20 protein-coding genes are annotated in these 20,274 nt (G+C 56.5%); 8 read left to right on the top strand and 12 right to left on the bottom strand.

The window, feature by feature from the left end; all coding sequences use genetic code 11:
- Nucleotides 1-144 precede the first annotated feature (144 nt).
- Together ychF and NHF56_RS04400 are read left to right on the top strand one after the other, a co-directional pair.
- Complete coding sequence (gene ychF / locus NHF56_RS04405) at nt 145-1,248, top strand: redox-regulated ATPase YchF (protein ID WP_252801908.1); 1,104 nt, start codon at nt 145-147, stop codon at nt 1,246-1,248.
- 269 nt (nt 1,249-1,517) lie between these two features.
- Entirely contained in the window at nt 1,518-2,315 is a 798-nt protein-coding gene (locus tag NHF56_RS04400) for an undecaprenyl-diphosphate phosphatase (protein ID WP_252801906.1), read from the top strand.
- Between the two features lie 103 nt (nt 2,316-2,418).
- Here the strand turns inward: NHF56_RS04400 and NHF56_RS04395 are convergent, their stop codons facing one another.
- Nucleotides 2,419-2,655, bottom strand: a complete 237-nt coding sequence (locus NHF56_RS04395) for a DUF2892 domain-containing protein (RefSeq protein ID WP_252801904.1) — start codon at nt 2,653-2,655, stop codon at nt 2,419-2,421.
- Between the two features lie 208 nt (nt 2,656-2,863).
- Here NHF56_RS04395 and NHF56_RS04390 point away from each other — a divergent pair, with 208 nt between their 5' ends.
- From NHF56_RS04390 to NHF56_RS04380, 3 genes are read left to right on the top strand one after another with little or no spacing between them, the layout of a single operon-like run.
- Nucleotides 2,864-3,331: a MaoC family dehydratase gene (locus NHF56_RS04390; RefSeq protein ID WP_252801902.1), complete on the top strand. Its 468-nt coding sequence runs from the start codon at nt 2,864-2,866 to the stop codon at nt 3,329-3,331.
- Nucleotides 3,328-3,795, top strand: a complete 468-nt coding sequence (locus NHF56_RS04385; protein ID WP_252801899.1) for a MaoC/PaaZ C-terminal domain-containing protein — start codon at nt 3,328-3,330, stop codon at nt 3,793-3,795. Before NHF56_RS04390 ends, NHF56_RS04385 begins: the two co-directional genes overlap by 4 nt.
- A gap of 11 nt (nt 3,796-3,806) precedes the next feature.
- Complete coding sequence (locus NHF56_RS04380; RefSeq protein ID WP_252801897.1) at nt 3,807-4,283, top strand: glutathione peroxidase; 477 nt, start codon at nt 3,807-3,809, stop codon at nt 4,281-4,283.
- A 10-nt stretch (nt 4,284-4,293) separates the two neighbouring features.
- Here NHF56_RS04380 and NHF56_RS04375 read toward each other — a convergent pair whose 3' ends face one another.
- The 3 genes from NHF56_RS04375 to NHF56_RS04365 all read right to left on the bottom strand — a co-directional run bounded on the left by NHF56_RS04375 (nt 4,294) and on the right by NHF56_RS04365 (nt 7,240).
- Nucleotides 4,294-5,373 carry a hypothetical protein gene (locus NHF56_RS04375; protein WP_252801895.1) on the bottom strand — a complete coding sequence of 360 codons (1,080 nt, stop codon included), beginning with the start codon at nt 5,371-5,373 and terminating at the stop codon, nt 4,294-4,296.
- 5 nt (nt 5,374-5,378) lie between these two features.
- Entirely contained in the window at nt 5,379-5,924 is a 546-nt protein-coding gene (locus NHF56_RS04370; protein WP_252801893.1) for an adenine phosphoribosyltransferase, read from the bottom strand.
- 83 nt (nt 5,925-6,007) lie between these two features.
- Nucleotides 6,008-7,240 carry an NAD(P)/FAD-dependent oxidoreductase gene (locus NHF56_RS04365; protein WP_252801891.1) on the bottom strand — a complete coding sequence of 411 codons (1,233 nt, stop codon included), beginning with the start codon at nt 7,238-7,240 and terminating at the stop codon, nt 6,008-6,010.
- Between the two features lie 226 nt (nt 7,241-7,466).
- On the opposite strand from NHF56_RS04365, the gene NHF56_RS04360 reads away from it, so the two are divergent.
- The gene (locus tag NHF56_RS04360; RefSeq protein WP_252801889.1) at nt 7,467-8,357 is read left to right on the top strand and encodes a helix-turn-helix domain-containing protein; all 891 of its coding nucleotides are present in this window, start codon (nt 7,467-7,469) and stop codon (nt 8,355-8,357) included.
- Between the two features lie 51 nt (nt 8,358-8,408).
- On the opposite strand, the gene NHF56_RS04355 is transcribed toward NHF56_RS04360, so the two are convergent.
- Genes NHF56_RS04355 through petA form a run of 3 tightly spaced genes read right to left on the bottom strand, consistent with a single transcriptional unit; the run spans nt 8,409 to nt 11,192 of the window.
- Nucleotides 8,409-9,317, bottom strand: coding sequence for a cytochrome c1 (locus NHF56_RS04355; RefSeq protein ID WP_252801887.1), 909 nt, complete (start codon nt 9,315-9,317; stop codon nt 8,409-8,411).
- A 25-nt stretch (nt 9,318-9,342) separates the two neighbouring features.
- On the bottom strand, nt 9,343-10,599 hold the full coding sequence (locus tag NHF56_RS04350) for a cytochrome b N-terminal domain-containing protein (RefSeq protein ID WP_252801885.1): 1,257 nt from the start codon (nt 10,597-10,599) through the stop codon (nt 9,343-9,345).
- Between the two features lie 14 nt (nt 10,600-10,613).
- The gene (gene petA / locus NHF56_RS04345) at nt 10,614-11,192 is read right to left on the bottom strand and encodes a ubiquinol-cytochrome c reductase iron-sulfur subunit (RefSeq protein WP_252801883.1); all 579 of its coding nucleotides are present in this window, start codon (nt 11,190-11,192) and stop codon (nt 10,614-10,616) included.
- Nucleotides 11,193-11,532: 340 nt separating this feature from the next.
- On the opposite strand from petA, the gene NHF56_RS04340 reads away from it, so the two are divergent.
- Complete coding sequence (locus tag NHF56_RS04340) at nt 11,533-12,444, top strand: endonuclease/exonuclease/phosphatase family protein (protein WP_252801882.1); 912 nt, start codon at nt 11,533-11,535, stop codon at nt 12,442-12,444.
- A 6-nt stretch (nt 12,445-12,450) separates the two neighbouring features.
- On the opposite strand, the gene NHF56_RS04335 is transcribed toward NHF56_RS04340, so the two are convergent.
- From NHF56_RS04335 to NHF56_RS04325, 3 genes are all read right to left on the bottom strand, one after another.
- Nucleotides 12,451-14,322, bottom strand: coding sequence for an ABC transporter ATP-binding protein (locus tag NHF56_RS04335; RefSeq protein ID WP_252801880.1), 1,872 nt, complete (start codon nt 14,320-14,322; stop codon nt 12,451-12,453).
- Between the two features lie 78 nt (nt 14,323-14,400).
- On the bottom strand, nt 14,401-16,269 hold the full coding sequence (locus tag NHF56_RS04330; RefSeq protein WP_252801878.1) for an ABC transporter ATP-binding protein: 1,869 nt from the start codon (nt 16,267-16,269) through the stop codon (nt 14,401-14,403).
- Between the two features lie 108 nt (nt 16,270-16,377).
- Nucleotides 16,378-18,228 (bottom strand): ABC transporter ATP-binding protein, encoded by a 1,851-nt coding sequence (locus NHF56_RS04325; RefSeq protein ID WP_252801876.1) that lies wholly within the window; start codon nt 18,226-18,228, stop codon nt 16,378-16,380.
- 337 nt (nt 18,229-18,565) lie between these two features.
- On the opposite strand from NHF56_RS04325, the gene NHF56_RS04320 reads away from it, so the two are divergent.
- Nucleotides 18,566-19,027, top strand: coding sequence for a tRNA (cytidine(34)-2'-O)-methyltransferase (locus NHF56_RS04320; RefSeq protein WP_252801873.1), 462 nt, complete (start codon nt 18,566-18,568; stop codon nt 19,025-19,027).
- A 36-nt stretch (nt 19,028-19,063) separates the two neighbouring features.
- Here the strand turns inward: NHF56_RS04320 and NHF56_RS04315 are convergent, their stop codons facing one another.
- The gene (locus NHF56_RS04315; RefSeq protein ID WP_252801871.1) at nt 19,064-19,432 is read right to left on the bottom strand and encodes a hypothetical protein; all 369 of its coding nucleotides are present in this window, start codon (nt 19,430-19,432) and stop codon (nt 19,064-19,066) included.
- Nucleotides 19,433-19,438: 6 nt separating this feature from the next.
- Nucleotides 19,439-20,131 (bottom strand): hypothetical protein, encoded by a 693-nt coding sequence (locus NHF56_RS04310; protein ID WP_252801868.1) that lies wholly within the window; start codon nt 20,129-20,131, stop codon nt 19,439-19,441.
- Between the last annotated feature and the right edge of the window lie 143 nt (nt 20,132-20,274).

The raw sequence follows: 20,274 nt of genomic DNA, 5'->3' as shown, positions 1-20,274 counted from the left end.
GTAAATCTGTCGGTATCACACGATTATACACGCATCGGCCGCGACCTCCAAACCAAACATGCCCCTCTGCCCCTTGACCTTTGACGGCCTCTTGCCGCATAGCCACTCCAGACAAATTCAAGAAACAGCGGGTTTTCAAAAACCATGGGCTTTAAATGTGGTATCGTCGGACTTCCCAATGTTGGCAAGTCCACACTCTTCAACGCGTTGACACGCACGGCTGCAGCGCAGGCCGCCAACTATCCCTTCTGCACAATCGAGCCGAATACCGGCGAAGTGGCCGTGCCCGATGCGCGCATGCGCAAACTGGCGGATGCGGCCAAGTCGAAGGAAATCATCCCGACCCGCATTTCCTTTGTAGACATTGCCGGCCTGGTGCGCGGAGCCTCCAAGGGCGAAGGTCTCGGCAACCAGTTCCTCGCCAATATCCGCGAAGTAGACGCCATCGTTCATGTGCTGCGCTGCTTTGAAGACGACGACATCACCCATGTGGAAGGCAAGATCGACCCGGTCGCCGATGCCGAGACGATTGAAACCGAGCTGATGCTTGCCGATCTGGAAAGCCTGGAACGCCGTGTGGACCAGACCCGCAAGCGCGCCACCGGCAAGGACAAGGAGGCCGTCCTTGTTCTTCCCATGATGGAAGCAGCGCTGAAGCTGTTGCAGGAAGGCAAACCGGTCCGTCATCTTCTCAAGGACATTGCCGCTGAAGACCTGAAAGTCCTGCGCGGTCTGAACCTTCTGACCTCCAAGCCGGTTCTTTATGTCTGCAACGTAGCCGAAGAAGATGCTGCCAACGGCAATTCCAAATCTGAAGCCGTTGCGAAGATGGCAGAAGAGCAAGGCGCTGAGTCTGTTGTCATTTCTGCTGCAATCGAGGCAGAAGTCGCGCAGCTCCCCGATGAGGAGGCAACCGAATTCCTCTCCGCACTCGGTCTTGAAGAAGCCGGTCTCGACCGTCTGATCCGCGCCGGCTATAAGCTGCTCGACCTGATCACCTATTTCACGGTTGGCCCGAAGGAAACGCGTGCGTGGACGGTCGTCCGCGGCACCAAGGCGCCACAGGCCGCAGGCGTCATCCACACGGATTTCGAACGCGGCTTCATCCGCGCCAACACCATCGCCTATGACGACTACATCGCCTATGGCGGGGAAGTGGGTGCAAAGGATGCCGGCAAGGCGCGTGACGAAGGCAAGGAATACGTGGTTCATGACGGCGATGTCATCCACTTCCGCTTCAACACCTGACTTTCCCAAGACATCAGCCAAAGCCCGTGCCGCGCGCCTATGTCAGTCTGACAGGCGGCGCGGCATTTACCTTCTTTTCAAACATCGGCATCGCAGGCCGGCAATTTCGCGCGCGCATCTGAACAAATGACAGATGGCCTGCTATTGATCATTGCGGCTGCGATTCTGCCCACAAAGCGTTATTCGCGCCGCACCGGGGTTTTCGAACGGATGAATTCAGCAGCCTTTGCCTTTGGTTCGCCAAAGCATAATTTGGGAAAGAGCACTGCATGGAATATTTGAACGCTATTCTTTTAGGTATTATCGAAGGCATTACGGAATTTCTGCCGATTTCGTCGACCGGCCACCTGATCATCGCCGAGCAGTGGCTTGGGCAGAGATCGGACATGTTCAACATCGTCATCCAGGCCGGTGCCATCCTTGCCGTGACAGTCATTTACTGGAAACGCATCTGGGCACTTGCCACCGGCCTCCGCGATCCGCAGAATTTCAAATATGCCGCCAAGCTTGCCGTCTCATTTCTCATCACAGCGGTTCTCGGCTTTGTCATCACCAAGCTTGGCTTCACACTGCCTGACAGCGTCATCCCCATTGCCTGGGCGCTGATCATCGGCGGTTTCTGGATTATCTTTGCCGAGCGCATGGCCGCACGTGCCAAACCCAGCAGCGAAATCACCTGGACGGTGGCGATCGTGGTCGGCCTGGCGCAAATTGTCGCCGCCGTCTTCCCTGGCACCTCGCGTTCGGCTGCGACCATCTTCGCCGCCCTGCTCTTCGGCACCGGAAGCCGGGTTGCAGCAACCGAGTTTGCCTTCCTCGTCGGCATTCCCACCATGTATGCAGCCAGCGGCTACGAGCTTTTGAAGTCTTTCAGGGCGGGCGGTCTGGCCAATGAGGATCTGACCTCGCTGGCGATTGCCTTCATTGCCTCGACCATCACCGCCTTCGTCGCGGTCAAATGGCTCTTGGGTTATATTCAGGTCCACCGCTTCACGGTCTTCGCCGTCTACCGCATCATTTTCGGCGCGGCACTCTTTGCCATGTTCTATCTTGGCTGGGTCAGCTGACCGTTGATATAAAAGGCCGGGCGGTCCGCAAATCCCGCCCGGCCTTTTTCTGTCTCAATGTCCTGCAGAATGGTCGTCACCCTGCAAACCGCAACGGATTGTCTTATTCCGGCAGAGTGGTCGACTTGTCTTTTGCACGGCGCTTGCAGGTGGAAATACCAAACAGCGCGTAGAAGGGGCACATTGAAATCACGCTTGTCGCCAGCGCGAAAATACCAGCCGCAAGCGCAACTTTTGCCTGCCAGCCGCCAGCCGGCAAGGTCAGGAAAACGACCAGCATTGAAAGACCGATTGCGGCACGCAGCGCGCGGTCACTGGTACCCAGATTCAAATTGAACATAATGCCAATCCTTGTGTCATATATTATATGGCAGCTAGATAGTTATGCGCGAATGTGATTTCCATAGCCGAATGACGCATTTGATTTCACACTCTGTTCACAAAACTGTAAAGCTTTTTGTTCGATATGTTCACGGTTGAACTTTCCTGCAAATGCGTCCACTGTCGAGCGCTCCATTCCGACGCGATTTCAAACACAGGAACGATACATGCCAGACGCGCAACTCATGTACGAGGACTTCGCACCAGGTGCTATTTTCGAGTCAGATGAACGGACCGTTACAGCTGACGAGATCATTGAATTTGCAAGCGAATTTGACCCCCAGCCGATGCATCTCGACGAAGCCGCCGGCAAGGCCAGTATTCTCGGTGGCCTCTCCGCATCCGGTTGGCATATCTGCTCGCTGAGCATGTCGCTTTTCTTCGACAGCATCCTTTCCAGAGCAGCCGGTGAAGGTTCCCCCGGCATCGACATCGTCGAGTGGCGACGCCCGCTTCTGGCCGGCGACACGATTCGCCTGACCACCGAAATCAAGTCCACGCGCGAACTCAAGTCCCGCCCAGGTATCGGCATGTTGGGCATTGAGCAGAAAATCACCAATGATCGCAATCAGACGGTCATGCGGCTGGAATGCTCTCTCATGGTTCGTATGCGCAACGGAGGACTGCCACAATGATGATGAAGGATATGACACCGGTCGGCGAGCCTGTCGTCATCGGCAGCTACACATTCAGTGAAGCCGACATCGTGCGTTTCGCCCGGAAATTCGACCCGCAATATTTTCACACAGACCCGGAGCGCGCCAAGGAGTCCGTCCTAGGCGGTCTATGCGCTTCCGGCTGGCATGTTTGCAGCGCCTGGATGCAGGTCAACTTGAAATTTCTCTTTGCCGAATTTGCAAAACTGGCAGCTGCCGGCAAGGCCCCGCCCAAAATGGGTCCGGCCATGGGATTCCGTGACCTGAAATGGCTGAAGCCCGTTTATGCCGGCGACACTGTCACCTACAGCAACACGTTTCTGAGCCAGACAGATGCACCTGCGCGGGAAGATCGTGTCATCAACGAGATACTCTGTGAGGGCGTCAATCAGCGCGGTGAAAAGGTGATTTCCTTTATCCCGCGCGTCGTCGAATTCAAATAGGCAGGTTCCCCATGTCCATATACGATTTTGAAGCCGTGGATATTTCCGGCAAGCCTCGCAAACTTGCAGAGTTCAGGGGCAAGATCATGCTGATCGTCAACACGGCCAGCGCCTGCGGTTTTACGCCCCAATATGCGGGTCTCGAAACGCTTTATGAAAAATACAAGGACGACCTCGTTGTTCTGGCTTTTCCCTGCAACCAGTTCGGCGAGCAGGAAAAGGGCGACAGTGCGGAGATCAAGGATTTCTGTGATCTGCGTTTCAACGTGACCTTTCCGCTGTTCGAAAAGATCGACGTGAACGGACCTGAAGCCCACCCGCTCTATCAATATCTGAAGAAAGCTTTGCCCGGTCTTCTCGGATCGCAGAAAATCAAATGGAACTTCACCAAATTTCTCATCGACCGCGACGGCAAACCCGTCCAACGCTATGGCCCGCCGACCAAGCCGGAGGCGATTGAGAAAGATATTGTGGCGTTGCTGGGCTGATTGCGGCCAGTCAGCGGATTTGCGGCAGGCGGGCGAGCACCCGATCAGGAAAATGCGTGATAATGAGCCGGCGCCACAGACGCCAGCCAAGGCCAAAGCCCAGAACCACGATGCCGACCGCAAGCAGCATGGACATGAAACGCGCATCGCCTTCGAGGTTCGCAAACCAGTTGCCGCCACCCTGCTGCAGCAGCGTGCTGAACGCATATCCCAGATAGACGAGACCCGCCGTCACGAAAGCACGGCGATCAAGAACAAGACCAAGCAGCATCATCAGCGCGACGGCAACCACCATGGCCACAGCATTGGCCGTGCCTGCACCCGGGTTCAAAGCATCGAAAACCGTCTTCAGGATTGCCGGCACCGCCACCAGGTAAAGCCAGAAGGCAATGTCGGAACGGCGGGTTACCCGCACCGGGTCCGAAATATCCAGAACGATGGCGGCAACAGTCAAAACGACGCCACTCGTCAAAAGCACGAAATACATCGCGTTTTCGACATTGTGCGGAAAGAGAAGCAGGCCAAGCGTTCCCAGTATAGCGGCAACGCCGGCAATCAGCAGCCCGGCAAAGGCGACCGGAACGCGATAGCGCCAATAATAGAGGCCGATCAGTACAAAAACGACGGCACTGGATATAATGTTGATCCATTCCGGTGAAGACGCCTTTATGTCATCCATCAAACCGGAATCGATGGAATCCACCACCGCAACCACGCACAAGGTGCCGGCAATCAGGCAGGCAACGGCCAGCACGAAGGACGGCAGGGCAAGTCGCTGCCGTTTTACAAAAATCTCCGAGAGAACAATCACGGCGGCCAGCATGGCATAAAATGACCAAAGGCCAGCAATGGCGACAAGCGTGACGAGAACACCAATAGTGATCAACACATCGTGGTAACCGCGGATGAAGCGCGGCATCTCGCTCTCCTCATCCGGATTGACGAAATCAGCATCATAGGCCGGCGCGGAGGCGGAAACGAAGCCAACGCCCTGTTGATCCAGATAGACCGAAAGCGGTTCGATCTTGTCGGGCGCGACCAGACCTGTGTCTGACGCCTTTTTGAGAACCTCGCGAAGTTCAGCAGCCATGCGGATCAATGCCCTTCGAATTCAACAAGCGCGCGCACATCAACACCCAGCGCTTCCAGCTTCTTGCGACCACCCAGCTCCGGCAGGTCGATGATGAAGCAGGCTGCGACGATATCGGCACCGATCTGCTGCAAGAGCTTCACGGCACCTTCAGCGGTTCCGCCGGTCGCAATCAGGTCATCGACCAGAATAACCTTCTCGCCGGGCTGGATGGCGTCTTTGTGCACTTCCATCTCATCCACGCCATATTCCAGGCTGTAGGCGATCCGCACCGTCTCATGCGGCAGCTTGCCCTTCTTGCGGATCGGCACAAAGCCCGAGGAAAGCTGGTGCGCGACGGCACCGCCGAGGATGAAGCCTCGCGCCTCCATGCCGGCGACCTTGTCGATCTTTGTACCGGCATAGGGATGCACCAGCTCATCGACGGAGCGGCGAAACGCACGCGGGTTTCCCAGCAAAGTGGTGATATCGCGAAACATGATGCCGGGCTTGGGATAATCCGGAATATTGCGGATTGCGGCAATAAGTTCCTGTTGCAGTGTCGTCGTCATGCGTCTTCCCTCAAAAGGTCGAGAATCTCTTAGAGCAAGTTATGAAGGATGGAAAGGCGCGAGGTGCGCCGGTTCCGGAAACCTTATACCAGGAGCGTCTTGAGAACGAGATTGGGATCGCCTGCCTGTTCCGGGGTGATCGGCTTGCCCGATGCCAGAAGACGTCGCGCAACCATATGATCACCGGCGCTGTTGATGCTGTCCACGGCACGCAGGTCACCGTTGCGGAAATGGAAAATGGAGAACTTATCTTCATCCACATTGCCGCGCACCACATGCGTATCCGTGCCGGTGCTTAGACCCGCAATCTGCAGCTTGATATCAAACTGATCGGACCAGAACCACGGCACGGCATGATAAGGCTGTGGCGTACCGCTGATGGCGGCGGCAACGCTCTTGGCCTGATCGATTGCGTTCTGCACCGATTCCAGCCGCACCGGCTCGCCGGCAAAGGGATGATGATAAAGAACGCAGTCGCCGGCGGCATAGATATGCGGATCACTTGTCAGCCCATGCTCGTCGACAACAATGCCATTGCCGCAATCAAGCCCTGCCTCAACCGCCAGCTCACAATTGGCAATCACGCCGATACCGACCAATGCAAGATCAGTCGCAATCACCTCGCCATTGGCAAGTGTCACGCCTTGAAGTTTGTCATTCTGCCCGACAAGCCCGCTCACACCCGTGCCCGTCAGCACGGTTGAACCGTGCTTGCGGTGGAGACCTTCAAAATAGCGCGAGATGTCCTCAGTGACGGCACGCCCCATCACCCGGTCGGCGGCTTCGATAATGGTGACGTTCTTGCCCTGCTTGCGGGCAACAGCGGCAAATTCCAGTCCGATAAACCCGGCCCCGATCACCGCAACATTCTGCGCCTGGGCGAGCGACGGACCGATCAGATCGATATCGGTCAGCGTGCGCAGGTAAAAGACGCCAGCAAGGTCCGCGCCCGGAACCGGCAATTTGCGGACCCGCGCGCCCGTTGCCAGCACAAGATCGCCATAGTGATAAACCGTGCCTTGATCATCCTTCACGGTTTTCGCCGTGCGGTCGATCGCCACCGCCTGACGCCCGGTCAACAACGTAATTGCGCCGTTTGTGTAGAAGTCGCGCCCGCGCAGTTCCAGCCGTGCAGCATCCATTTCACCCAGCAGATAGGCTTTCGATAACGGCGGACGTTGGTAGGGCGGGTGCACTTCCTCGCCGATCAGGGTGATCGTGCCCTCATAACCGTTCTTGCGAAGGCTTGCTGCACATTCCAGCGCTGCCTGCCCTGCCCCGATAATCAAAACGTCAGATCGCATTTCACTCGTCATAAAATTACCTGCTCATAACTGGCTGCCGAAAACCCACACGCGCAACGTTGTTGCAGCAGAATGAAAGACCGTCAAGCTTTGGCCTCCCTTGTGCATAAGCAATACCGATGCTCCGATAAGGGGTAGCTTGGCCCAAATCAATGACTGCACAAATCCTTCATGCTATGAAACAAGACTGCCGGTTTTGGCATGCAGGATTGCACTTTTCGTTCACATGGAGGAGACGATGGAAGGAAGGGGCATTGGCGTCACGATCTACGCTCTCTTCGGCGAGGAAGAGGGCTCCATCCAGGATCCGGAATTTATCCACATTGAAGACATCAAGAGCCGCTCCCGGCTCTACGAATGGCGCATCTCCACCCATGCTCATAACAGAATGTTCCAGATCATTTACATCGCCAGCGGCGGCGTAGCGATGCGCATGGAGGGAAAAGCCTCCAAAATCAAAGGGCCATGCGCCATCACGATACCACCCGGTGCCGTTCACAGCTTTGCATTCCAACCCGAAACTGTGGGCTACGTGCTGACAGCAGCAGACACATTGCTTCTCGACGCCCGCTTCATCCGGTCCCGCCCGTTGATCGAGCCACTTCTCAGCGAACCAAAGAGTGTCGAATTTCATGGCAGCCCACAGACCGCCGCATTCGCCGAGAATCTGTTCGTCGGCATGCTGCAGGAATTCAGCCAGGCCATGCCCGGTCGCAGTTCAATGCTCGACTGGCTGCTGCGGTCGATCCTGCTGACGGTCGCGCGGCAGGTGGCGATGACCGAAAATGCAGCGGGACGCAGAGGACCGGCACGGGAGCGCTTCTCGGACTTTCTTAAACTGGTGGAAGATCACTACCGCAGCCATCTGACGGTGCAGGACTATGCCGATAAAATGGCCATGAGCGCTGCGCGGCTCAATCGGCTTTGCAAGTCCGTGGCGGGAAAACCGGCACAGGAAATCATACATGCCCGCGTGGTGCTCGAGGCCCAGCGCCTGCTCACATACACCTCGGCCACATCGGCGGAAGTGGCCTATGAACTCGGCTTTCGCGATCCAGCCTATTTCACCCGCTTCTTCCGCCGCGAAACCGGCGTGACACCCAGCACATTTCGCCAGGACGTGGAATGAAAAAGGGCGGCCCGATGAGCCGCCCTCTGCAACTATGATTGCCTGAAAGGATCAATGTTCCTTGTTGGCGTAAACCGACTTCTTCGTCAGATAGATCAACGCGGTGAAGATCGCCAGGAATACCATGACCATAAAGCCAGTGTGCTTGCGCTCTTCGAGATGCGGCTCTGCAGCCCACATGAGGAAAGCAGCTACGTCCTGGGAATACTGATCCACCGTCTGCGGCGAACCGTCATCATAGGTCACCTGATCGTCGGAAATCGGCGGTGCCATGGCAAGCGACGGAGAACCGGCAAAGTAAGGATTGAAGTGGGTGCCTTCCGGCAGTTCCCAATCCGAACCGTCGATGTTCTTGATACCTTCCGGAGGATCCTGGTAGCCGGTCAGGAGTGCGTGAATATAGTCCGGACCACCTTCCTGATACTGCGTGAAGATATCGAAGACGAAGGTCGGAAAACCACGGGTGACACCACGGGCCTTGGCCAGCAGGGACATGTCCGGCGGAGCCGCACCGCCATTGGACGCTGCAGCCGCTTCCGGGTTCGCGAACGGTGACGGGAAATGGTCAGAAGGAACAGCCTTGCGGGTGAACATGTCACCGTCGCCGTTCGGGCCATCTTCAACTTCGTAATTGGCCGCGAATGCCTTCACCTGCGCCTCTGAATAGCCCAGATCTTCCAGCGTACGGAAAGCAACCAGGTTCATGGAGTGACAGGCCGAGCACACTTCCGTGTAGACCTTGAGACCACGCTGAAGCTGGGCCTTGTCATAGTGACCAAAGGGACCGGCAAAGGACCAATCCATTTCCTTCGGCTTTAAAACCGGAAAGTGGCTGTTTGCAATCGCGTGGGTGACTTCAGCTGCGAGGCCATGCGCCTCGCCGCCTTCTTCTGCTGCCTGGGCCAGACCGAAACTGGTCACGGCTGCGGCAAAGACAATGCTCGTTACAAGCTTTTTCATCGTTTTTATCCTTTCGCCGCTCAAATCAGGCTTTGCCGCTCTTTTCCAGAACCGCTTCCGTAATCGAATTCGGAATGCGCTTCGGGGTCTCGAAAAGACCGAGCAACGGCATGATGATGATGAAGAAGCCGAAGTAGTAGGCCGTACCAAGCTGTGCCATCAGCGTGTAGGTGCCTTCTGCCGGCTGTGAGCCGAGCCAGCCAAGCATGATGGCATTGGCCACAAAGAGCCAGAAGAACAGCTTGTACCACGGACGATAAACCGCAGAGCGAACCTTTGACGTATCGAGCCAGGGCAGGAAGAACAGGATGATGATCGAACCGAACATCACCAGAACGCCGCCAAGCTTGGAGTCGATCGGGCCGATGTTGAAGGTGATCGCACGCAGCATCGCGTAGAACGGCAGGTAGTACCATTCAGGAACAATGTGCGCCGGCGTCTTCAGCGGGTTGGCTTCGATATAGTTGTCCGGGTGGCCCAGATAGTTCGGCATGTAGAAGATGAACCATGCGAACACCAGCAGGAACACGCTCAGACCGAGAGCATCCTTCAGCGTCGCATAAGGCGTGAAGGGAACCGTATCGGTCTTGGACTTCACTTCAACGCCGGTCGGGTTGGTCTGGCCCGTGACGTGCAGCGCCCATACGTGCAGGATAACGACGCCTGCAATCATGAACGGCAGCAGATAATGAAGCGAGAAGAAGCGGTTCAGCGTCGGGTTTCCAACGGCGAAGCCGCCCAGCAGGAAGTTCTGGATCCACTCGCCCACCCATGGGAAGGCCGAGAAGAAGCCGGTGATAACCGTCGCGCCCCAGAAGGACATCTGACCCCAGGGAAGAACATAGCCCATAAAGCCGGTCGCCATCATCAGAAGGTAGATGACAACGCCCAAAATCCAGAGGATTTCGCGCGGCGCCTTGTAAGAGCCGTAATAGAGGCCGCGGGCAATATGCAGATAAACTGCGATAAAGAAGAATGACGCGCCGTTGGCATGCATGTAGCGCAACAGCCAGCCATGGTTCACATCACGCATGATGCCTTCAACGGAATTGAAAGCCATATCGATGTGGTCGGTATAATGCATCGCCAGAACGACACCGGTCAGGATCTGGACAACCAGCATGACCGAGAGCATTGCGCCGAATGTATATGCGTAATTCAGGTTACGCGGAACCGGGTAAGCGACAAAGCTGTCATAGACCATACGCGGCAGCGGAAGGCGCGCGTCAACCCATTTTTCAATACCGGTTTTTGGTTCGTAGGAAGAATGTCCACCACTCATAATCAGTTATCCCCTCAACCGATCTTGATCGTCGTGTCGTTGACAAAAGAGAACTCCGGCATGTGGAGGTTCTCCGGTGCCGGACCCTTGCGGATGCGGCCGGCGGTGTCATAGACGGAGCCGTGGCACGGACAGAACCAGCCACCATATTCACCGGCCTGACCAAGCGGAATGCAGCCCAGATGGGTGCACGATCCGATCATCACGATCCAGTTTACCTTGCCCTCGCCGGCTGAACGGTCAACGCCGGTTGCGGGCGCATCGGCAGGAAGGTTTGCGTTACGCGCAATCGGATCCTTCAACTCGTCCATCGGAACGCCGTTGGCTTCCTCGACTTCCTTGTCGGTACGGTTGCGGATGAAAACCGGCTTGCCGCGCCATTTGACGGTCAAGGACATGCCCGGCTCCAGAGCCGAAACATCGACTTCAATGGAAGCCAGCGCCAGCGTCGAAGCATCCGGGCGCATCTGATCGATAAACGGCCATGCAGCAGCAACGGCGCCTACCGCGCCTGCCATGCCGGTCGTCAGGTAAAGAAAGTCGCGACGAGTAGGCTCGCCGCTCGCTTCGCTTGTGGTCTCGTGTTCGCTCACAGCTCAATCATCCCCTGCACAGGAAGTTCTAAAGTCTAGGGCCCGATGAATTGGTCATTTGCAGCCGCAATACGGCCACAGATTCCCCTCCAATCCGGCGCGTTCTATGCTTGATCGCAAATTATGTCCAGCCTTGGCAAGACCGAGGAGGCACAATGTCGCGGGAATTTTGCAATTCGCTTTATTTCTACACAGGTTAACATTGGCTGCCATGCGTTGCCTCAAGGGCGGAAAAGCGCCATTATTGCCTTGCTTCCGGACATCATTTGGCTGCATTGTCCGGTCATTGCAGGTTTCATCTGGTTTTCTCGAAATTTCAGCATCCATGGCGACATTCATTTTGCATTCTGCAGCAATTTTGCTGTTCTTTTCCGCGCTGCGCTACGTTACCGGTTTCTGGCTGTTCTCCTTTATCTATAGTTTTCAAACGCATATCAGCATTTTGGTGGCGCTCGTCTGCGTGCCATTTCTCATTGCACGGAAGCGCCCCGGACTTGCCATCCCGCTTTTCATTGCCGCCATCGGGCTGGGAGTTCATTCGCTTTATCTGAAAGGCTATTTCCAACCTTCACCCGATATCGCAGCCGGCACGCCGGAATTTCACCTGCTCGAGTTCAACGTCCTCGGCGACAACACCGAAGGCGCTGCAGAAATTGCGGCTTTGTTGGAAAGCGCCGATATTGATGCCGCCGTCATCCTCGAATCCGGCCCGCTGGCCCCCTATCTGGACCGTCTTTCCGAGCGATTCCCCTACCGGCTGGGATGTGGCGAAGGCACAGACACCTGCGACCTGATGATTTTGTCGCGATATCCGCTGGAAAACACACGTGTCGATAATCTGAGCGACTTGCGCCGGCACCGTTTTGCCCGCGCCGAACTCGAAATCGACGGAAAGCGGCTGACGCTTGTGGCCGCACACCTGACAAAACCCTACTTTGACGACTATCACACCGAAGAACTCAGTGTTCTGGGCAGGCGACTTTCCCGGCTGAAAGGACCGCTGGTCTTGGCCGGGGACTTCAACTCTTCAATTCTGGCACCGGATATGACGCGTTTCGTGAAGCATAGCGGGTTGAACACCTTCCATGGCGAGCCTGCCACTTGGCCGGTGGAACTCGACCGCTTCGGGATCGGCATCGATCATGTTTTTGCCCGCGAACCTCTTGAGGTCACCTCGCTTGTCCCGCTTGACGACAACTACGGTTCCAACCATTACGGCCTGCGCGCGACGATTGCCCTGACGCAGAATTGAGGCGACTCAGACGCTCTCAGCCGGTTCACCGGCGATGAAACCGCCGGATTGCCGCGCCCAAAGTTCGGCATAAAGCCCCTCCCGGCTCAAAAGTTCGTCATGGGTTCCCATTTCAACGATCGCCCCTTTGTCCATAACGATCAGGCGGTCGAGCGCGGCAATGGTGGAAAGCCGGTGCGCGATCGCCAGCACGGTCTTGCCTTCCATGAGCCTGTAGAGATTGGACTGGATGGCCGCCTCGACTTCGGAATCAAGTGCAGACGTGGCCTCATCCAGAACCAGAATGGGCGCGTTTTTCAGCATCACCCGCGCAATCGCCACGCGCTGGCGCTGCCCACCGGAAAGCTTCACCCCGCGCTCGCCCACATGGGCGTCGAAACGTTCACGCCCGCGCTGGTCTTTCAGTGTTTCGATGAATTCCAGCGCTTCGGCCCGCCGGCAGGCATCAATCAGCTCGGCTTCGCTCGCATCCGGTCTGCCGATCAGGATATTGTCGCGGATCGAGCGATGCAGCAGGGCCGTATCCTGCATGACCATGCCGATCTGCCCGCGCAGCGATTCCTGTGTCACATCGGCAATATTCTGTCCGCCAATGGTAATGCGCCCGCCTTCCAGATCGTAAAACCGCAACAGAAGGTTCACCAGCGTGGATTTGCCGGCACCCGATCGCCCGACAATCCCGATCTTTTCACCGGCGCAGATTTCAAAAGACAGATCGTCTATGACACCACTGCCCTTACCGTAGTGAAACCGGATATGCTCGAAACGGATCGTCGGTTCGGTCATTTTCAACGCAGTCGCATTCGGCTTGTCGAGAAGGCTGATTGGACGCGAGATCAGTTCGGCGGAATTCTGGATCGTGCCGAAATTGCGCATCATCGCGTTGAGCTGCGTCATCAGTCGCCCCAGCAGCATGTTGAGGCGCAGAACGAGGCCGAGCGTGAAGGCAACACCACCAGCCGTCACCTCCCCCTGCAGCCAAAGATGGATCGAAAGCACGCCGAAGGCGGAAATCATGATGCCGGAAAGCAACGCCAGCGTGGCGCGCACCGCAGTCAGCACCCGGGTAAAGGGAAAAATCGCCTTTTCAAATCGCGCAAACCCATCGCGGATATGCTGGTCATGGTCTTCGCTGCGCCCGAAAAGCTTGAGCGTCTGGATATTGGAAAAGGCATCCACCACCCGCCCGTTCAGCATGGAACTGGCTTCGGCTGTGTCGCGCGCATATTTTCGCACCCGCGGCACGAAGAAGCGCGCCGTGAAACCGAAAAGGACCACCCACAGCGCCACAAGACAGGAAAGCCGCCAATCAAGCTGCGCTACCAGCACCATGGTCGAAACGGTGTAGATGACGATGAACCAGGCAACCTGCAGCACCGAGATGACAAGATCGCCCGAGGCCTGCCCAGCATTGAGAACCTTGGAGACGATGCGGCCTGCAAAATCGTTCTGGAAAAAGCTGAGCGGCTGGCGCGACACATGCAGATAGGACTGCCAGCGCACCATATTGAAAAAGCGCGCAACCACCGTCTGCTCTTCCACCAGCGCGCCGAGCGACGTCACCATAAAGCGCCCGACAAGCACAACAGCCAGCATACCGAAAAGCGCGGAACCATGAGCGGAGAGAAGTTCGCTCCACCCTGCCCCCGTCGGCAGCGTGTCGAAAATATCGACGAGTTGTCCGACAAACCAGAAAAGAGAGGCTTCAAGCAAGCCAACCAGTCCGCCGAGGATCAGCATGGCCACAAACGGCCCCTTGGCCTGCCGGATATAGAACCACACAAACCCGATGACATCGCTTGGCGGGCGAATATCGCCACGCGGTTCGTAAGGGTCTATCCAGTTTTCAAAGAGGCGAACAAGAGGCTTGATGAACATGGCCTCGTGTATAGGTGAATTGCCGCTGCGCGCAAGTTACCGTTTTGCAGCGGATCGAAAGCCTGCCCGGCGACGGACCTACTCTGCAGCCGCATCATCAAATTGTGCGGCGATGAATCCACCAGACTGGCGCGCCCAGAGTGCCGCATAAAGCCCACCCTTGGCGACCAATTCGTCGTGCGTTCCCATTTCCACAATACGGCCCTTATCCATAACGACCAAACGATCAAGCGCGGCAATGGTCGAAAGCCGATGGGCAATTGCCAGCACTGTTTTCTTTTCCATGAGCTTCGTCAGATTTGCCTGGATAACCGCCTCGGCCTCTGAATCCAGCGCAGATGTCGCCTCATCGAGAATGAGGATCGGCGCATCCTTCAAGAGCACCCGCGCAATGGCCACACGCTGGCGCTGACCGCCGGAAAGTTTCACCCCGCGTTCGCCGACATAGGCCTCATATCCCTTGCGCCCTTCGCTATCGGCAAGGCCGGAAATGAACTCGTCGGCATTGGCCATCCTGGCGGCAGCACGCACCTCGTCCTCGCTCGCATCAGGCCGACCATAGCGAATATTGTCGCCCACCGAGCGGTGCAACAGCGAGACATCCTGCGCAATAACCCCGATATTGTCGCGCAGGGAGGATTGAGTGACAGAGCTGACGCTTTGTCCGTCGATGAGAATTTGCCCCGACTGCAGGTCGAAAAAGCGCAGGAGCAGCGACACCAGTGTCGATTTGCCCGCGCCGGAAACACCGACGAGCCCAACCTTTTCGCCCGGTTTGATGGTGAGCGAAAGCTGATCGACCACCGGCTGCCCAGCGCGATAGGCGAAGGTGATGTTGTCAAAACGGATTTCGCCGCGTTCCACCGTCAGCGTTCCCGCCTTCGGTGCGTCCAGAATGGTCGGCGGCGTGGTCAGCACCGGCATAGCGTCTCTCAACGTGCCAATGGTGCGGAAGATCTGTTGTCCCATGCTCTGGAAGGCCTGACCATTGGCCGCAAGTCGCTGTACGGCGGCCACAGCGGCCACAAATTCGCCAATGGAGACGAAGCCGCCGCGCAACCCGAAAATGCCGACCACAAATGTCGCCAGATAAAGCAGCGCATTCAAGGCAATCAGAATCATGTTCGACGAGATGAACACACGCCGCTCCTGATGCTGGCTTTCAATCGAGGTGCCGATGGCCTTGCGGATCTGACCGGCCTCGCTGTCTTCAGCGGCAAACTGCTTGACCATCTGAATATTGCTGTAAATATCCGTCATCGCGCCAACGACAAGGCTAGACGAGCGCGCAACGCGTCCCGAGCGGCTGGCATAAAGCGGCACAACGCGCCAGGTGAGAATACCGTTCAGCACGGTCCAGACCAGAACCGGCATGGCAAGCGGCCATGACAGGGCCGCCAAAAGGATGAGCGAGCCGAAAAACTGCACGACGAAATGCGGCATGTCCTGAAAGGCAAGCGATAGCTGGCTCTGCACCGCATTGGTGACCTGCGAAATACGGCTCGCCACCTGCCCTGCAAAAAGCTCGTGGAAAAACGCGATATCCTGACGTTCAACCGCCTTGTGCCCCTGCCAGAGAATGGCGGCAGGCAATGCAACACCAAGGGACTGCGAGACCACCGTTCGATTGACAAAACCAAGCGCCGGACCAACCGGAAAGATCAAGACACCGAGCGTTACCAGCGTCGGCCAGTGCATGCCCAGGAAAACGTCGACACTGCCACTGGCAATACCGTCGATAAGGAAGGAAAGCCCCCACACTGTCGACAGGTTGATGCATTCCATAACAATGCTCAAAATGGCGATCAGGATCAGAACGCCGCGAAAGCGTTTCATGAAATGCAAGAGAACCGCCACCGGTCCGCTGGCGGGAAGCGGCTCAACTGGCATGTCGAGCGGCTTCACAAGTCCCTCAAAAGGGCGAAATATGAAATCTGCAAACGACATGAATGCACCCGCAATTCAGCAAAAAGAGGCGGAAGATGCAGGCTGCACCCTCCGCCGCATGACCTTCTAAAATCCAATAGCCGCCAAAATCTGGCAGCAATCGAAAGACTATTCCGCCGCCTGTTCCTCAAGCTGCGCATCAATGAACCCGCCAGACTGGCGCGCCCAAAGCGATGCATAAAGCCCGTTTTGGGCAACGAGATCGTCGTGCTTGCCCATTTCGGCAATGCGGCCCTTGTCCAGCACCACGAGGCGATCCATGCCGGTGAGCGTCGAGAGGCGGTGGGCAATGGCAATCACCGTCTTGCCCTCCATCAGTGCAAACAGGTTTTCCTGAATGGCCGCCTCGACTTCGGAATCGAGCGCGGAGGTTGCCTCATCCAGAATGAGGATCGGCGCATCCTTCAGGAACACCCGCGCAATGGCAATACGCTGGCGCTGACCACCGGAAAGCTTCACCCCACGCTCGCCCACATGGGCATCAAGCCCAATCCGGCCCTTCTGGTCGGTGAGGTTCTGAATGAAATCCCAGGCATTGGCGCGTTTTGCCGCTGCAATGATCTCCTCATCGCTCGCATCCGGACGGCCATAAGCGATATTGTCGCGAATGGAGCGATGCAGCAGAGAGGTATCCTGCGTCACCACGCCGATCTGGCTGCGAAGACTGTCCTGGGTGAAGGTCGAGATATCCTTCCCGTCGATGCGGATCGCACCCGCCTCCAGATCGTAAAACCGCAACAAGAGGTTCATGATCGTGGTCTTGCCCGCACCCGAACGGCCAACAAGACCGAGCTTTTCACCCGGCTTGACCTCCAGCGACAGGTTGTCGATCACGCCGCCTTCCTTGCCATAATGAAAGCGGATGTTCTCGAACTTGATGTCGCCTTTGGTCGGCCCGATGGGCGCTGCATTGGCCGCATCATTAACCTCACGCGGCCTGGACAGCATGTTCATGCCATCATAGACCGTGCCGATATTTTCAAACAGCGCCGACACTTCCCACATGATCCACTGCGACATGCCCTGCAGACGCATGACCACGGCCGCAGCAATGGCCACCGTGCCGACAGCAATCGTGCCAGACAACCAGAACCAGATGGAAAGCCCCATGATGAAAGCCAGCGCAATACCGTTGTTCAGGTAAACGCAGAAGAACAGCATGGTGACGAGACGCATCTGCCCGTGAACGGGTTTCAGAAACGCATTCATGCTCTCGCGGGCGTAGCTTTCCTCACGGCTTGCATGCGAAAACAGCTTCACCGTTGAGATGTTGGTGTAGCTATCGACAATCCGGCCCGTCATCATGGAGCGCGCATCGGCCTGCTCCTCTGAGATCCGCCGCAGACGCGGAACGAAATAGAAAAGCAGCGAGACATAAACCACCAGCCAAAGCACCAGCGGTGCCACAAGCCGCCAATCCGCCGAACCGACAAGCGCAAAAACCGAGACGAAATAGACGCCGACATAAACCATCACGTCGAGCATCTTCATCGCCACTTCACGCACCGCCAGCGAGGTCTGCATCACCTTGGTGGCAACGCGCCCGGCAAATTCGTTGGAGAAAAAGCTCACACTCTGGCGCAGCAGATAGCGGTGCATCTGCCAGCGGGCAATCATCGGGTAATTGCCGAGCAGCACCTGATGCATGACCAGCGATTGCGCCAGAACGATCAGCGGCAGACCGACCAATATGAAGGCCCCCATGCCGACAAGCTTCCAGCCTTCATCGGCCACAAAGGTCTCGCGATTGGCCGCACTGAGCCAATCGACGACATGGCCAAGGAAGCTGTAAAGCGCGACTTCGCCAACACTGATCGCCGCTGTCAGCACCGCCATGAGAAGAAGCCAGGGCAGCGCCTCGCGCGAATAATGCAGACAAAACGCAAAGAATGTCGCCGGCGGCTGGCCGGGTTCCTTTGCAGGATACGGATTGAGGCGTCTTTCAAACCAGCCAAACATGGCGGTCTCCTTTGAAAATCCCATGGAGGGGAGATGTAAGTATTGAAAAGCTGCGAAAAGGGGCGCGCAAAAACGCCCTTGGGAAAAGCCCGCAGCCCGATAACGATTTCAGATAGAGAAGAACCCGCTAATCAAGCAGCCTCAGCACAGTGGGGCGAATGCACCAAATCATCGGTTCTGCCATGATCGCCTCCTGCTTGCGGGTTTTAAAGATGGCGGCAAGCTAGCCGAGTCTTTGAGATTTGACCACCCACATGGCGCGCAAATTGTGCATCCCGCCCGCTCGCATTGCAAAGCTTGTTGCCCCCCGGCAACATTTGCGATAGCGCTGCGCCTCATGCCGAATTTAAAAATCGCACTCTACCAGCCTGATATTCCGGGCAATACGGGAACCATCCTGCGCTTTGCCGCCTGCATGGGCCTATCGGTTGAAATCATCGAACCGGCAGGCTTCATTCTCTCCGACAAGAACCTGCGCCGCGCCGGCATGGACTATATCGCCTCAGTCACCATGACCCGCCACATCAATTTCGAGCACTTCGAGACATGGCGCAAGCAAACCGGCCGCAGACTGGTACTTGCCAGCACCAAGGCAGCCGTGCCCTATACGGATTTTGAATTCAGAGACGATGATATCCTGCTCTTCGGACGCGAAAGCGCAGGCGTCCCCGATCACGTCCACAACGGAACCGACGCCCGCATCCTGATCCCCATGGCAGAAGGCCAACGCTCTATCAACGTGGCATTATCCGCCGCCATGATCTCAGGGGAAGCGCTGCGGCAGACAGGTTTTGCCTGAAGGCTTGCCGACCCAAATCGACTAACCGGTAAGCTGTTAACGGAAAGCGAAGGCATATTCCGCCTGCGTTCCCGAGCCCATATACCCGGCACCTGTCGTCCAGCCCGACAAGATGTCATTGGTTCTGCTGAGCTCCAGGGTAGGATTATCCGTCCCCCGATATGAGATTATTGTTTGGCCGTTCCAGGCATAGGCGACCGCGTAGAAGCCCGCTCCTTTCCAGTCGGCTACATCAATGTTATTTGGTCGGGCCAGAATTCTAGCATTCCCAATAATCCCCGCTTCGCCAAGCCCGTCAGCGGTGCCTGCGCCGTCGAGTACCTCGTCTTCAATGCCAGCGTTGTATCCTCTATTATAGGAATCCATCGACAGGATCGCCATCATCAATTCGGGGGAAATAGACATTGCCAGTCACCTCGTCTTAAAATCTATTGCGTACAGGGTTTCTTCAACTGCCAGTTCATCTGCAAATTTCTTGTAAGTTGGCTTTATTCTGCCGCTTTGGAGGCCCAACCATCTCAACACCGCTTCCACCTTGCCCTTGGTCACCGGCTCATCTGTGATGGATAACGTGATGGATTGAAGGTGATAGCCGAGACCGAATGTGGCGGCGAAATCATTGGGATCGACACGCTTCACGCTCGCCGGGTCATCAATGTCGTCAAAGGTCACCAGAAGCGGATAGCGATCAGAGGAAAGCTCTGTCGTCGCGTGCAGTGTTTCGAAGGCACCATAGATTTTTTCAAGCGCCTCACGCCCTTTCGGTTGAGGCACGAAACCGGCGTCGGCAAATGCGTGCAGCGCAGTCTCATGGCCATACCCCTTCAACAGGGCAAACAGGTAACGGCCGCCCCCAAGGTCAACGACGACGGCCTCTCCCTTCAGTGAACTTGACGAACTTCCCCTGAAGTCACCAAGCCCGACATTTTCCGACAGAAGCGAGACTTCGATCTCTGAGACAGCGCTCCCCTCTTTCAACCCCTCAGGTGTTTCCACACTGACCGTCAGCTTTTGGTGCCATGACCAATCCTGGCCGCAGCCGGAAAGAAAAATTGTAATCAGAAAAATCGAGATGATGCGGGCCGTAAAACGCAGTGACTTCAAGTCGGATCACCTTTGGACTGCTGCTGAAACCGATTGTCTTCGTCAGACACGAAATGCCAATTTTGCACGATTCAATGTTCAACCAAACGTATTTTTGACTAGGGAATGCAAGCGGCCCGTGTTTGACCAACCAAATAAAACGG

Origin of the sequence: Rhizobium sp. L1K21, from assembly GCF_024055895.1 — a bacterium.
Taxonomy (GTDB): Bacteria; Pseudomonadota; Alphaproteobacteria; order Rhizobiales; family Rhizobiaceae; genus Ensifer_A.
The sequence above is the reverse complement of the archived record's forward strand: the minus strand, read 5'-3'. Positions and strand labels throughout refer to the sequence as shown.

Coding starts and splice junctions, on each gene's coding strand:
- ychF (WP_252801908.1), top strand. CDS start 145: ATGGGCTTTAAATGTGGTATCGTCGGACTTCCCAATGTTGGCAAGTCC.
- NHF56_RS04400 (WP_252801906.1), top strand. CDS start 1,518: ATGGAATATTTGAACGCTATTCTTTTAGGTATTATCGAAGGCATTACG.
- NHF56_RS04395 (WP_252801904.1), bottom strand. CDS start 2,655: ATGTTCAATTTGAATCTGGGTACCAGTGACCGCGCGCTGCGTGCCGCA.
- NHF56_RS04390 (WP_252801902.1), top strand. CDS start 2,864: ATGCCAGACGCGCAACTCATGTACGAGGACTTCGCACCAGGTGCTATT.
- NHF56_RS04385 (WP_252801899.1), top strand. CDS start 3,328: ATGATGATGAAGGATATGACACCGGTCGGCGAGCCTGTCGTCATCGGC.
- NHF56_RS04380 (WP_252801897.1), top strand. CDS start 3,807: ATGTCCATATACGATTTTGAAGCCGTGGATATTTCCGGCAAGCCTCGC.
- NHF56_RS04375 (WP_252801895.1), bottom strand. CDS start 5,373: ATGGCTGCTGAACTTCGCGAGGTTCTCAAAAAGGCGTCAGACACAGGT.
- NHF56_RS04370 (WP_252801893.1), bottom strand. CDS start 5,924: ATGACGACGACACTGCAACAGGAACTTATTGCCGCAATCCGCAATATT.
- NHF56_RS04365 (WP_252801891.1), bottom strand. CDS start 7,240: ATGACGAGTGAAATGCGATCTGACGTTTTGATTATCGGGGCAGGGCAG.
- NHF56_RS04360 (WP_252801889.1), top strand. CDS start 7,467: ATGGAAGGAAGGGGCATTGGCGTCACGATCTACGCTCTCTTCGGCGAG.
- NHF56_RS04355 (WP_252801887.1), bottom strand. CDS start 9,317: ATGAAAAAGCTTGTAACGAGCATTGTCTTTGCCGCAGCCGTGACCAGT.
- NHF56_RS04350 (WP_252801885.1), bottom strand. CDS start 10,599: ATGAGTGGTGGACATTCTTCCTACGAACCAAAAACCGGTATTGAAAAA.
- NHF56_RS04335 (WP_252801880.1), bottom strand. CDS start 14,322: ATGTTCATCAAGCCTCTTGTTCGCCTCTTTGAAAACTGGATAGACCCT.
- NHF56_RS04330 (WP_252801878.1), bottom strand. CDS start 16,269: ATGTCGTTTGCAGATTTCATATTTCGCCCTTTTGAGGGACTTGTGAAG.
- NHF56_RS04325 (WP_252801876.1), bottom strand. CDS start 18,228: ATGTTTGGCTGGTTTGAAAGACGCCTCAATCCGTATCCTGCAAAGGAA.
- NHF56_RS04320 (WP_252801873.1), top strand. CDS start 18,566: ATGCCGAATTTAAAAATCGCACTCTACCAGCCTGATATTCCGGGCAAT.
- NHF56_RS04315 (WP_252801871.1), bottom strand. CDS start 19,432: ATGTCTATTTCCCCCGAATTGATGATGGCGATCCTGTCGATGGATTCC.